Origin of the sequence: Rhizobium sp. BT04 (genome assembly GCF_030053135.1) — a bacterium.
GTDB classification, from domain to species: domain Bacteria; phylum Pseudomonadota; class Alphaproteobacteria; order Rhizobiales; family Rhizobiaceae; genus Rhizobium; species Rhizobium binxianense.
The window spans coordinates 2,858,876-2,872,824 of record NZ_CP125652.1 but is presented as its reverse complement, the minus strand read 5'-3'; the positions used below and the strand labels follow the sequence as shown (position 1 = coordinate 2,872,824).

5 protein-coding genes and 1 pseudogene are annotated in these 13,949 nt (G+C 61.9%); 3 read left to right on the top strand and 3 right to left on the bottom strand.

The annotated features are described in order from the left end of the window. The first annotated feature begins 150 nt into the window (after positions 1 to 150). On the top strand, positions 151 to 339 hold the full coding sequence (locus QMO82_RS22385; RefSeq protein ID WP_183608497.1) for a hypothetical protein: 189 nt from the start codon (positions 151 to 153) through the stop codon (positions 337 to 339). Between the two features lie 212 nt (positions 340 to 551). Here the strand turns inward: QMO82_RS22385 and QMO82_RS22380 are convergent, their stop codons facing one another. Continuing rightward, positions 552 to 827: a hypothetical protein gene (locus tag QMO82_RS22380; RefSeq protein WP_183608749.1), complete on the bottom strand. Its 276-nt coding sequence runs from the start codon at positions 825 to 827 to the stop codon at positions 552 to 554. A 445-nt stretch (positions 828 to 1,272) separates the two neighbouring features. On the opposite strand from QMO82_RS22380, the gene QMO82_RS22375 reads away from it, so the two are divergent. Then, on the top strand, positions 1,273 to 9,792 hold the full coding sequence (locus tag QMO82_RS22375) for a glucoamylase family protein (RefSeq protein ID WP_283196548.1): 8,520 nt from the start codon (positions 1,273 to 1,275) through the stop codon (positions 9,790 to 9,792). Positions 9,793 to 9,893: 101 nt separating this feature from the next. Next, on the top strand, positions 9,894 to 11,129 hold the full coding sequence (locus QMO82_RS22370) for an OpgC family protein (RefSeq protein ID WP_183608499.1): 1,236 nt from the start codon (positions 9,894 to 9,896) through the stop codon (positions 11,127 to 11,129). A 50-nt stretch (positions 11,130 to 11,179) separates the two neighbouring features. Here QMO82_RS22370 and QMO82_RS22365 read toward each other — a convergent pair. Further along, positions 11,180 to 11,532: pseudogene (locus tag QMO82_RS22365) on the bottom strand (VOC family protein). A 360-nt stretch (positions 11,533 to 11,892) separates the two neighbouring features. Then, complete coding sequence (locus QMO82_RS22360) at positions 11,893 to 13,656, bottom strand: glucan ABC transporter ATP-binding protein/ permease (protein ID WP_183608500.1); 1,764 nt, start codon at positions 13,654 to 13,656, stop codon at positions 11,893 to 11,895. Positions 13,657 to 13,949: the final 293 nt, after the last annotated feature.

The window sequence follows — 13,949 nt, the reverse complement described above, 5'->3', positions numbered from 1 at the left end:
TCAAATCGTTGAAAAGAAAAGGCCGGCGGCGGCGTTAAGGATAATGCTTTGCTAAAAGACGACCATTCAACTAGACTATTGACAGCTGCCTTGCTTCTGTCATGATCTCGTTAACGTTTGTTAGCTTTCGTGATCGATGGAGGTTGAAGCATGTTCTTTCTCGGTGGGATGACCATGGGCTACCTCGATCCTCCCGTTAAAGCCGACCGCAGGGAACAGATTTCAACATGCATTCCCGCGGAGAAGGACCGTCGGCTGATCGAGGCCCCCGCAAACCCGTCTCAGACTGAGGACGCCGTCGAGCGGTCGTGGATCTGGGCATGGCGCACGCTCTGCTGAAGGGCGGGTTGAATTTTCTCTTCCGTACGCTCTAGACGGAAATTTATCTCTACCTACTTGATAGATAAAATAAGAATATAAGCGCGAGCCGCACAACCGGCCGAACGAGAACAACGGAGGCGACATATGGCAGATCTGGGTATTTCGCATACTCACGTGAACCAGTACGGTTCCGTAGGGACGAGGAAGCCGCTCACCACGCGTCACCGGCTTCAGACGGCGCTCCATGGCGCAATCTTCACGGCGGCATTCCTGTTCGTCGTGGGGATGGTTTGCGGCGTCGTCGGATAATCCGGGCGATGATAGGCGTCGGCAGATGCCGGCGCTGCGGTGGTTTCCGCCCTTATTGAATTCCGGAACGTTTGATTGTCCCGTCGTTCTCCTGACACTCGAGCACTCTTGCTCCGGTGGCCGGCATTGCCATCCGTATCGTCATTCTTCCCTAATCTTTTCACGCCATTTGAAGCGATCGCATCGAGCGTGTTCATGCGATGTGGCTGGCTTCCTATTTCCGCTGCGCACCTGGACGATCCGCACTCCAGCGTTCGGCCGGAGGGGATCGGTTTTGCCGGTGACGCCCCACCCATTCCTTTCCCGAAATCAAAGAGCTCTCGCATTACCGGCATCTTGTCATTCCCGCCGCCAAGACTTGCCCGCCGGGGCTATAGCTCCTGCCTCATGACTTGAATTATTCCGATGATGGCCAAGTTTTCGCCATGGCTTTCGCGGACAGGGTACCGATGGTCTCGATCATCCGTCGGGCCGCGCGCTGAAACCGGGGCGTAGCCCGTTCGCAGCGTTGGGCCGAAGCGTCATTTATCCCGATTCATCGATCTTCGAAGAATTGGGCTCCGTTCATGTAGCAGTCATGATAAGCAGTGCAAAAGGCTGAGCAAAACAGCCATAACTTTGTTTGGATCCAGAACCGAACCCATGTCTATTGCCAATCTTTCTCCGAGCCTTCCGCGCGAATCCGAGACGAAGCAGATCGATCACAACGATTCGATCCGCTCGACCTATCTTGCCATCGAGGACATCAAGGCGATGGGCGATGCGGTCGCCCGCAGCGGCGTCGACAAGCTGCCGGCTTTCGCCCCCTTCGATTTCTTCGCGCGCCACAAGGAAAACGAGAAGGAAATCCTGCGCGTCTACCGGACGACGGCGACCGACGTCGAAGCCGGCGAGACGATCACGCCGGCGGCGGAATGGCTGCTGGACAATCATTATATCGTCGAAGAGGCGATCCAGGAGGTGCGGCGCGACTTTCCCCGCCGCTTCTATCGCGAATTGCCGACCATGGTCGTCGGCGGCGTCGAGGTACCGCGCACCCTCGTGCTTGCCTGGCTCTACGTCGCCCATACCCACAGCACGATCTCGCAGGAAAGCCTGACGGCGCTGGTCGACGGTTTTCAGGCCAGCGAGACGCTGAGGATCGGCGAACTCTGGGCGTTGCCTTCGCTTGTGCGCTACGTGCTCGTGGAAAACCTTCGCCGCATTTCCAGCCGCGTCGAAGCCAGCCGCCGCATGCGCCGCCGCGCCAACGAGGCGGCCGACGAATTGGTGCGCCTGACCGATCCGGCCGGTGCGGCCAGCTATCTGAAGACACTGGAACCGCTTGCCGAGGACAATACCTTCTCGACACAGTTTCTCTATCGCCTGCGCGACGGCTCGCAGACATCGAGCCTGGCGATCACCTGGCTCGACGAGCGGCTGGAAGAACTCGGCCGCAACACCGAAGAAGCGACGACCGCAGAACACAGCCGCCTGTCTTCCGGCAACGTGACGATGGGCAACATCATCCGCAGCCTTCGCGAGATCGACGATGCCGAATGGTCGGTCTGGGTCGAGCAGGTCAGCCATGTCGACAAGCTGCTCTGGGAGCATTCGGACTACGGCATCCTCGATTCCGGCTCGCGCAACAAATATCGCAAACAGATCGAAAAGCTGGCCAAGCGCTCGCCGCTGACGGAAATGGAAATCGCCCAGCTGGCGCTCGACATGACGGATGCCGCCAAGGCCTCCGACGAGCCGCAGCCGCATGAACCGAATGTCGGCGGTTTCCTGTCCGGCGCGCAGCGGCCGAAGCTCGAGGCGCGGGCGAATTATCGCCCGACCTTCATCCAGCATTTCGTGCGCGCCGTGCGCCAGTTCAACTGGCTGGCAATTGCCGTGCCCGTCATGCTGCTGACGGTCATCGCCATGGCGATCGTCGGCCGGTTCATGGCGAATGCCGGCATGGGGCCGATCGAAATCGCCCTGCTGCTGATCATGTTCTCACTGCCGGCATCGGAGGGAGCCACAGGTCTCTTCAACACCGTGCTTTCCTTCTTCGTGACGCCGGCGCGCCTGGTCGGCTACGAGTTCAAGGAAGGCATTCCGGAGGATGCGCGCACGCTGCTCGTCGTGCCCTGCCTGATCTCGAACCGCGACAGCGTCGACGACCACGTGCGCAATCTCGAGGTTCATTATCTCGCCAATCCGCGCGGCGAACTCTATTTCGCGCTGCTCAGCGATTGGCCGGACAGCGACACCGAGGAAACGCCCGCCGATCTCGAGGTTCTCGATTATGCCCGGCGCGAGATCGCCAATCTTTCAGCCCGCTATGCCTATGACGGCAAGACGCGTTTCTATCTGCTGCATCGCCGTCGCCTCTATAACCCTTCCGAAGGTGTGTGGATGGGCTGGGAGCGCAAGCGCGGCAAGCTGCACGAGCTGAACATGCTGCTGCGCGGCGACCGCGACACGACCTATCTGCCGGGCGCCAACACCGTGCCGGCCAACGTGCAGTATGTCATGACGCTCGATGCCGATACGCGCCTGATGCGCGATGCCGTCACCAAGCTCGTCGGCAAGCTCTATCATCCGATCAATCGCCCGGTCATCAATCCGAAAACCGGCCGTGTCGAAAGCGGCTACGGCGTGCTGCAGCCGCGCGTCACCCCGTCGCTGACAACAGGCAAGGACGCGTCGGTCTTCCAGCGCGTCTTTTCGATCAACCGCGGCCTCGACCCTTACGTCTTCACCGTTTCCGACGTCTATCAGGATCTCGCCGGCGAAGGCACCTTCACCGGCAAGGGCCTTTATCATGTCGATGCCTTCGAAGCGTCGCTGAAGGGCCGGATCGACGAGAACTCCGTGCTCAGCCACGACCTTCTCGAAGGCTCGATGGCGCGTTGCGCGCTCGTCACCGATCTCGAGCTGGTCGAGGATTTCCCGATCCGCTACGAAGTCGAGACCTCGCGTCAGCATCGCTGGGCGCGCGGCGACTGGCAGCTGCTGCCCTATATGTTCAATCCGAAATACGGCGTCACGGCCCTCGGCCGCTGGAAGATGTTCGACAATCTGCGCCGCTCGCTGACGCCGATCGCATGGTTCTTCGCCTCCGTGCTCGGCTGGTATTTCATGAGTCCGCTCGGCGCGCTCATCTGGCAGATTCTCTTGATTTTCTGCCTCTTCGTCGCGCCGACGCTGTCGCTGATCAACGGCATCATTCCGCGCACCAGCGATATCATCGCCCGCGCCCATCTCTATACGGTCTGGTCCGATATCACCGCCGCCAATGCGCAGGTCGCGTTGCGGATCGTCTTCATCGCCGATTCGGCCGCCATGATGGCGGATGCGATCGGCCGTTCGCTCTACCGCCTGTTCGTCAGCCGCAAGCTGATGCTGCAGTGGCGGACCGCCGCCAGCGTCCAGGCCGGCGGCCAGGGGACGCTGATCTCGTATTACAAGGCGATGTGGCATGCGCCCGCGCTGGCGCTGCTGGCGCTCGGTTTTGCAGCCCTCCCCGGCGACAACGCCTTCGTCGTCGGCATTCCCTTCGCGCTTTTGTGGATCCTGTCGCCCGTCGTCGCCTGGTATGTCAGCCAGTCGGCAGAGACCGAGGACCGGCTCGAGGTCGCCGATTCCGTGTCCAGCGAACTGCGCAAGATCGCCCGGCGCACCTGGCGTTATTTCGAGACCTTCACCACGGCCGAGCAGAATTATCTGCCGCCTGATAATATCCAGGAAACGCCGCATGTGATCGTCGCGGCGCGGACCTCGCCGACGAATATCGGCGTCTATCTGCTCTCCGTCGTTTCCGGCCGGCAATTCGGCTGGTTCTCCTTCGAGGAGACGCTGGAGCGGCTCGAGCAGACGATCGCGACGATCGACAGAATGGAGAAATTCCGCGGCCATCTGTTCAACTGGTATCACACCGATACGCTGCAGACGCTCGGGCCCCGTTATGTCTCGGCTGTCGACAGCGGCAATCTCGCCGGCCATCTGATCGCCATTTCGTCGGCCTGCCGCAACTGGGCAGAGGCGCCGTCCGCCCATATGCAGGGCAACCTCGACGGCGTCGGCGACACGGCCGGCATTCTCGGTGAAGTGCTGGCAGACCTGCCCGACGACCGCAAGACCGTGCGCCCGCTGCGCCGGCGGCTGGAGGAACGCATCGTCGGCTTCCAGAATGCGCTTGCCGCCGTCAAGCGCGAGCATGAATTCGCCTCGATCCGCATCATCAACCTTGCCGTTCTCGCGCGCGACATCGAGAAGCTCGCCGCCAATCTCGACCATGAGGTCAAGTCGAAGCAGAGCGAAGAGGTCACCCAATGGGCGGCATCCCTGGTGAAGGTCTGCGAGGCGCATATATCAGACAGCACCTTCGACCTTTCCAAGGTCGATGCGCTGCGGCCGCGCCTGATAGCGCTGCGCGACAAGGCCCGCGATCTCGCCTTCTCGATGGATTTCGGCTTCCTGTTCCGGCCGGAGCGGCGCCTGCTGTCGATCGGCTACCGCGTCGAAAGCGGTGAACTCGATCAGGCCTGCTACGACCTTCTCGCCTCGGAATGCCGCCTGACCAGCCTCTTCGGCATCGCCAAGGGCGATCTGCCGACGGAACACTGGTACCGCCTTGGCCGCCAGGTCGTGCCTGTGGGGTCACGCGGTGCGCTGGTCTCCTGGTCCGGCTCGATGTTCGAATATCTGATGCCGCCGCTCGTCATGCAGGAGCGCGGCGGGGGCATTCTCAACCAGACCAACAATCTGGTCGTGGTCGAGCAGATGAATTACGCCCGCAAGCTCGGCATTCCGTGGGGCATTTCGGAAGCGGCCTTCAATGCCCGCGACCATAACCTCAATTATCAGTATACGAATTTCGGCGTGCCGACGCTCGGCCTGAAGCGCGGCCTCGGCCACAATGCCGTCATCGCGCCTTATGCATCGCTGCTCGCCAGCCAGTACGACCCGCCGGGCGCGCTCGAAAACCTGCAGAGGCTGCGCAAGGTCGGCGCGCTCGGCAAGTTCGGCTTCCACGATGCCGTCGACTTCACGCCGACGCGTGTGCCGGAAGGCAAGAAATGCGCCGTGGTCTACAATTATTATGCCCACCATCACGGCATGTCGATCGCAGCGGTCGCCAACGTCGCCTTCAACGGCCATCTGCGCGAGCTCTTCCACTCCGATCCGGTCATCGAGGCGGCGGAGCTGCTGCTGCAGGAAAAGGCGCCGCGCGACATTCCGGTCATGAGCGGCAAGCATGAATCCGACACGCCCGCCAGCATCCAGGACGACCTCCTGCGGCCGGAGATCAGAAAGATCAGCGACCCGGCTTCGCGTGACCGCGAACTCGTGTTCCTGTCGAACGGTCATTATTCGCTGATGCTGACGGCGACAGGCGCCGGTTATTCCCGCTGGAACGGCCTTTCCGTTTCCCGCTGGAAAGCCGATCCGACCGAAGACCGCTGGGGCAGCTTCATCTTCCTGCGCGATACCGCCACCAATGAATGGTGGTCGACGACATCGGAGCCGAAGGGTGTCGAAGGCGAAAAGATCAAGGTCGAATTCGCCGACGAGAAGGCGCAGTTCACCAAGACGGTCGGTGACCTCACCAGCGAAGTGGAGTGCATCATTGCCACCGAGCATGATGCCGAGGCCCGCCGCGTCACTCTGCTCAACATGGGTGGAGAAGACCGTTTCATCGAAGTCACCTCCTATCTCGAACCTGTCATTACCTCCGACGATACCGACAATGCGCATCCGGCATTCGCCCGGATGTTCGTCAAGACCGAGATCGGCAAGCGCGGCGACGTCATCCGCGCAGAACGCAACAAGCGCGATCCGAACGAGCCGAACATCAGCATTGCCCATCTGATCGTCGACAATGCCGGCGACACCCGCCATACGGAATTCGAGACCGACCGGCGCAAGTTCATCGGTCGCGGCCGCAGTCTTGCCGATGCGGCGGCCTTCGATCCGGGTGCAACACTTTCCGGCAGCGACGGCTTCATGCTCGATCCCGTCATGTCGCTGCGCCGCACCGTCCGTGTGCCGGCCGGCAAGAAGGTCAGCGTGATCTTCTGGACCATCGCGGCCCCAAGCCGCGACGAAGTCGACAAGGCGGTCAATCGCTATCGTCATCCCGACGCCTTCAACCACGAGCTCGTCCAGGCCTGGACGCGCACCCAGGTGCAGATGCGCCATGTCGGCGTCACCTCGCAGCAGGCAGCGGCCTTCCAGCATCTCGGACGTTACCTCGTCTATCCCGACATGCAGCTGCGCAAGGACGAGGCGACCGTCGAGGCCGGCCTGCAGTCGCAATCGGCGCTTTGGCCGCTGGCGATATCAGGCGACTTCCCGATCTTCACGCTGCGCATCAACGACGACATGGATCTCGAAATCGCCCGTGAGGCGCTGCTGGCGCAAGAATATCTGCGCTCGCGCGGCGTCACCGCCGATCTCGTCATCATGAACGAACGCGCATCTTCCTATGCGCAGGACATGCAGCATGCGCTCGACGCCATGTGCGAAAACGTGCGCCGCATGGGCCAGGCCGACGGGTTGCGCCAGCATATCTTTGCGGTTCGCAAGGACCTGATGGAGGAGAGTACCTATCACGCGCTGATCGCGGCTTCCCGCGTCACGCTGCATACGAAGAACGGCAAGGTGGTCGACCAGATCAACCGCGCCGTGGCACTGTTTGCACCCTCCAAGGAGGAGCTGCAGGAGATGGAACGGGCCGAGCGCAACAAGCCCCCCGTCAAGCGGGTCGCGCCGGTGCCGCCGCCCGTCGTGCCGGCCGTCGTCATCGAGGAAGAAGGCGATCTCGACTTCTGGAACGGGATCGGCGGCTTTGCCCGCGACGGGCGCGAATATGTCGTTCGCCTGCCCGGAGGTCACGCGACGCCGCAGCCCTGGATCAATGTCATCTCCAATGACAGTTTCGGCTTCCACGTGTCGGCCGAGGGCTCCGGCTTTACCTGGAGCGCCAATTCGCGCGACTATCAGCTGAGTTCCTGGTCGAACGATGCGGTGATCAACCGTTCCGGCGAGGCCTTCTATCTCGTCGATCTCGACAGCGGTGCCGTCATGACGCCGTTTGCAGCGCTTTCCCGCCGGCCGGACATCCGTTTCGAAGCCCGCCACGGGCTCGGCTATTCGGTTTTCTCCAGCGTTCAGCACGATATCGCCCTGGAACTGACGCAGACGGTCGACCGCGAAAGGCCGGTGAAACTGCAGCGCCTGCGCCTGCGCAACACCGGTTCGACCAGCCGCAAACTGCGTCTCTATGGTTATGTCGAATGGATCCTCGGCAGCAATCCGGGACGCACGGCGCCTTTCATCCTGTCGAAGCATGATGAGGAGACCGGGGCGCTGTTTGCCACCAATCCCTACAGCATCGATTTTTCCAACCGCACCGCCTTCTTCGCGGCGAGCGAGACGCTTTCGAGCTTCTCGGCAAGTCGGCGCGAATTCGTCGGCAAGGCAGGAACGATCCAGGCGCCGCAGGCCGTCACCTCGGCCGCCTCGCTTTCCGCCACGACAGACCTGGACGGTGATCCGGCCGCGGCGCTTGCGATCGACGTCGAGCTCGGTGCCGGCGAGGAACGCGACTTCACCTTCTTCCTCGGCGATACGCCGACGGAGGAAGAAGCGCGTGGTGTCATCGCCGATATCCGCAAGGCTTCGTTCGACGATGCCGTCGAGGCGAACCGCGCCTTCTGGCGGGATTTTACCGGCAGGCTGCAGATATCGACGCCGGATCGCGGGATGAACAATCTCGTCAACACCTGGCTGCCCTATCAGAGCCTCGGCTGCCGCATCATGGCCCGCACCGCCTTCTATCAGGCAAGCGGCGCCTTCGGCTTCCGCGACCAGTTGCAGGACACGCTGGCCTTCGTGCTGCACGAACCCTCGCTTGCCCGCCGGCAGATCCTGAATGCCGCTTCGCGTCAATTCCGCGAAGGCGACGTGCAGCATTGGTGGCTGCCGGGAACGGGTGCAGGCGTGCGCACGCTGATCTCGGACGACGTCGTCTGGCTGAGTTATGCGATCCATCACTATTGCACCGTCACCGGCGACAAGAGCGTGCTCGACGAGGAGATCGCCTTCCTGGAAGGGCCGGCACTGCTCGAGGGCCAGCACGACTCCTTCTACAAGCCGGAGATTTCCGAGGACAAGGCGAGCGTTTACGAACATGCGGCGCTGGCACTCGATCTCGCCATCGCCCGCAAGGGAACAAACGGCCTGCCGCTATTCCTCGGCGGTGACTGGAACGACGGCATGAACCGCGTCGGCATCGGCGGGCGCGGCACCAGCGTCTGGCTCGGCTGGTTCCTGGCGGGTGCCTTGCGCTCCTTCATTCCCTATGCCGAAGAGCGCGGCGACACCGCCCGTGCGGAACGCTGGTCGGCGCATCTCACGGAGCTGAAGAAGGCGCTCGAAACTGCGGCCTGGGATGGCGGCTATTATCGCCGCGGCACGTTCGACGACGGTGCGCTGCTCGGCTCCCGGGAAAGCCCCGAATGCCGGATCGATTCGATTGCGCAGTCCTGGAGCGTGCTGTCGGGCGAGGGCGATCCGGCCCGCGCCGTCACGGCGATGGAGGCCGTGCTCGACCAGCTGGTCGACGAGGATGCCCGCATCATCCGGTTGTTCACGCCGCCTTTCGTCAATTCCGCCAGAGATCCCGGCTATATCAAGGCCTACCCGCCGGGTGTGCGCGAAAACGGCGGGCAATATACCCATGCCTCGACCTGGGTGGTGATGGCGCTGGCGGAGCTGAAGCGGGGCGACGACGCCTTCCGCTGCTTCCAGATCCTCAACCCGATCACCCATGCGCTCGACAAGGCTTCGGCGGAGCAATACCGCGTCGAACCCTATGTCGTGGCGGCCGACGTCTACGGCCATGAGCCTTATACGGCGCGCGGCGGCTGGACCTGGTATACCGGCTCTGCCGGCTGGCTCTACCGCGCCGCCGTCGAGGGCATCCTCGGCATCCGGCTGAAGGGCGGCCGGCTCTACGTGCGCCCGTCGCTCCCTTCGGAATGGGACGGTTTTGCGGCAGAGGTGGAGCAAGGGGGCGGCAAATACCGCATTTCGGTCTCAAAAGCGTCCAATGACAGCGGCTACACTCTGTCTATCAATGGTTGCGAAGTCACCGATCCCGAAGAGGGATATCCGCTCGGATAACAGCGTTCTCCACGCTGAAAAACATGGCGATTCGCGACGGCCAAAAGGGAACCCTTTTGGCCGTCGTCGCGTTTGCAAAATCGGATAATAAGGAGAGACCCATGGCAAGCACGCCGACCGAAGCCATCGTCGCTGGGCGCAGTTCCCTATCCGCAGCTGCGCCAACACGTGACACGAGGCTCGACGTGTTGCGCGGCGTGGCGCTGATCATGATCTTCATCAATCATGTTCCCGGGCAGATTTTCGAATATGCGACGACGAAGAATTTCGGTTTTTCCGACGCTGCCGAGGCCTTCGTGCTGATCTCCGGCATTGCCGTCGGCCTGGCCTATGGTTCCGGGTTCCGGCCGGGCAACCGGCTCAAGATGGCGATCAAGGCAATAAAACGCGCCTTCACGCTCTACCTCGCCCACATGATCACCACCTTCATGACGCTGGCGCTGTTCATCTCGGGCGCCTGGCTGTTTCACCGGCCGGGCTTGCTGGTCGAAATCAACATCCTCGCGGTGCTGATGAACCTGAAGGAAGGCATTCCGGCGCTGCTGCTGCTCGGTCACCAGATCGGTTACAACAATATCCTGCCGATGTACGGCGCGTTGATGCTGATGGTGCCGGTCATCCTGCTTCTGAATGCGCGCAGCCCGTTGCTGGCGCTTGGCGTTTCCGGCACGGTCTGGCTGCTTGCGGGCATCTACCAGGTGGCGCCGCACAACATGCTGATCGAGAGCTACTGGTTCCTCAATCCGCTGTCCTGGCAGTTCCTGTTTACGATCGGCATCGTTTCGATGCTGCATATCAAGCGCGGCGGCACAATCCCGCGGCATCCGCTGCTGCTTGCGGCTGCGGCCGCTTACGTCGCGCTGTCTTTTATCTGGGTGACCGGCCATCTGTGGGCCCTCGGAAATTCGCTGGCCGCGCTTGGCCTGCCGACCGTCATCACCGGTTTCGACAAGACCTTCCTGTCGCTGCCGCGTCTGTTGCATGTGCTGGCGCTGACCTATCTCGTCATCAGCATTCCGGCGTTCTCGCGCATTCTGCGCCGTCCTGCGCACCATCCGCTGACGATCCTCGGCCGCCATTCGCTGAACATCTTCGTCGCCGGCACAATCCTCGCCATGATCGGCCAGGTGGTGCTCTATATCACCAACAAGGATCCGCTGGTCGGTCCGCTCTTCGTGATTGCAGGTGTCGCGACACAATTCGCCTATGCTTATTATCTCGAGCGCAAGCGCCAGCAGGGCAAGGTTAAGACGAAACTGGTCACGAAGCCCGCCACCATGGCGATTCCCGTCCGTATCGGCACGGCAAATACCTATCGCCGCAACGATCGGAAATAGGGTCCGGGATCATCGGAGATGAAGGAGCCGGCGGCCGAAGGGCTGCCGGCTTAATTTTTATGGACGAGGATGTTCACCAGTTTGCCGAAGGGATCGCGCACGTAAAAGCGACGGACGCCCCATGGTTCGTCGGCGGGGCCGTACTCGATGGGAAAGCCGGAGGCCGACATTGCCTCGAAAGCGGCATCGAGGTCGTCCACCTCGATCGAGAGGTCAGGCACCGGTGTTCCGAAACCACCTTCGCTGGCGATGCTGAGTTGAACGGTCATATCAGTTGCGGCGCCGAAGGTCGCGATCCAGCCGTGGTCCATGATGACGTCGAGACCGAGGATATCCTGATAGAAGCGTTTGGCCGGGTGAAGTCCGGTGCCTGGATATTGGCGACGATGCGCAGGACCTTCATGGGTTTCTCCCTCGTGCTCGTTGACTGGCGAAGGTTAGGGAAGATCGGCGGGGTGATCAATCTGTCTGGGTCAGAGCGGAGATGTTGCGGGTGGGATACCCCCTCCGCCTTGCCGACCCGGGGTCGAGCCGCGGGTCTCGACCCGTCCTTCGGACCCCCACAAGGAGGGAGATCGACTCGGGATGGAATCTCCCCAAGCAATCGATGTTGAAACGGGTCCGCCCAGCCGATCTCCCCCCTGTGGGGGACCCCGGCAGGGCAGAGGGGGTGCCACACGCTCAACGCCGCCTCCCGGGCTCAGGCAAACAAAAAGGCCGGAAGGAGTTGCCCTTCCGGCCTTTATCTCGAAACCCGAACCGATCAGGCGGCTTCGGTGGTGTGGGCCTTGCGGACCTCTTCGTCCGTCAGGATGCCGCTGGCGCGCAGCAGGGCGGCGAAGCGGCCGTTGCTGTGGCTGAGTTCGTCGAAGCTGCCCTGTTCGACCACGCGGCCGTCATCCAGGAAGAGCACCATATCGGCTTCGCGGACCGTCGACAGGCGGTGGGCGATGATGAAGGTGGTGCGGTTCTGGCGCAGATTGTCGATCGCCGCCTTGACGCGGGCTTCGGTTTCGACGTCGAGCGCCGAGGTCGCCTCGTCGAGCACCAGGATCGGCGCGTCCTTGAGGATGGCGCGGGCAATCGCGATGCGCTGGCGCTCGCCGCCGGAGAGCTTGTTGCCACGTTCGCCAACATGGGTATCGTAGCGATCCTCGCGGGTCTCGATGAAGTCGGCGGCGGCGGCGGCTTCGGCCGCACGGCGCATTTCCTCTTCGCTGGCGCCTTCGCGGCCAAGGCGGATATTGTCGCTGATCGAGCGGTTCAGCAGGCCCGCATCCTGGAAGACGGTGGCGATATGGCGACGCAGCGACTTGCGGGTCACCTTGGTGATATCGGTGCCGTCGACGAGGATCTGGCCGCCCTGAGCGTCGTAGACCCGCTGGAGCAGGTTGACGAGCGTCGTCTTGCCGGCGCCGGTCGGGCCGACGATGGCGACCGTCTGGCCTGCCTTCACCGAGAAGGAGACATTGTGCAGGCCCTGCGAGGAGTTGCCGAAGCCGAAGGAGACGTCGCGGAATTCGATCGCACCCTTGACCTCCTTGATCTCGCCGTTGCCGGCCGGCTCTTCACGGTCACGCACCGAGTCCTCGAGCGCATAGAATTCCTCGAGCTTGGAGCGGGCCTCGAAAATCTGCGTGGCGAACTGGCGCATCAGGTCGAGGCGGCCGATCAGCAGGTTGGCGAAGCCGATGAAGGCGATGACGTCGCCGACGCGTATCTGGCCGGACTGAACGAGCATGGTACCAATGATCAGGACCACCATCATCGCAATGGTCGACGCCATGCGGTTCAGCGCACTGGCGATCGCCCACCAGTCGAGCACCGGATACTGGGCTTCGAGCAGACGGTCGGCGAAGGATTTCAGCGCCCTGGTTTCAGCCTCGATGCGGTTGTAGCTGTGCAGCACCGACACGTTGCTGATCGAGTCGCTGACATGCGAGAAGACGGTGTGATAGTGGTTCTCGACCGAAGCCTGGCCGTCTTTGGTGCGGCTCATGACGACGCGGCCGATCAGCCAGTAGGCGATGGCGAGCACCATCAGGACGGCTGAAAGGCGCAGGTCCATCGACATTGCGGTCGGTATCAAAAGAGCAAGCGCGATCACCGTCGACAGGTGGTTGCGCATGAATTCCAGCCAGAGGCCGAACAGCGTTTCGCAGGCGCGCAGCAATGTATGCAGCGCGTTGGAGGTGCCGCGCTGATGGTGCCAGCCGAGCGGCATGGAAATGATGCGACCGAAGGCTTCCGTCAGCAGCGTCGCCCGCCGGCCATGGGCGAGCCGGTCGGCCTCGCGGGCGACCAGGACGAAGGCAATGGTGTTGAAGACGGCGAAAGTCGCCCACATGAACAGGATGGGCTTGACCTCACCCTTGCCGGAAATCGCATCGATAATACGACCGAACAGGATCGGCTCCGCGATGGTAATCGTCGCCAGAACGATGTTGGCCACCACGACCAGGGATACGCGCAGCTTGTAGGCGCCAAGATAGCGCAGAGCTCTTGCATAGACCTTGAATAGCGTCACGTCGAACCTCTTGTGCATCTGCGAAAAACGGGATGATGCGATGCTACAAAAGGTTACCTGAACCGGCGATTAACGGCGTATTCAGGGTTCAATCCCGCGACGATTACCCGATCGTGCTATCCCAGGATGCGACGAGATAACCCTGGCGCTCAAATTATTGCTCGGCTATATCCCCGCAACAATTTGCGCTTGCATTTTAATAAATGTTTAGCGCAGCATTAAATTAGAGACTGCATTTTTTGAAGAAGACCGTTTCGCGACAATGTGAAAGCCGCCGACGGCCTCGATGCGGG

Coding starts and splice junctions, on each gene's coding strand:
- QMO82_RS22370 (WP_183608499.1), top strand. CDS start 9,894: ATGGCAAGCACGCCGACCGAAGCCATCGTCGCTGGGCGCAGTTCCCTA.
- QMO82_RS22380 (WP_183608749.1), bottom strand. CDS start 827: ATGAACACGCTCGATGCGATCGCTTCAAATGGCGTGAAAAGATTAGGG.
- QMO82_RS22385 (WP_183608497.1), top strand. CDS start 151: ATGTTCTTTCTCGGTGGGATGACCATGGGCTACCTCGATCCTCCCGTT.
- QMO82_RS22375 (WP_283196548.1), top strand. CDS start 1,273: ATGTCTATTGCCAATCTTTCTCCGAGCCTTCCGCGCGAATCCGAGACG.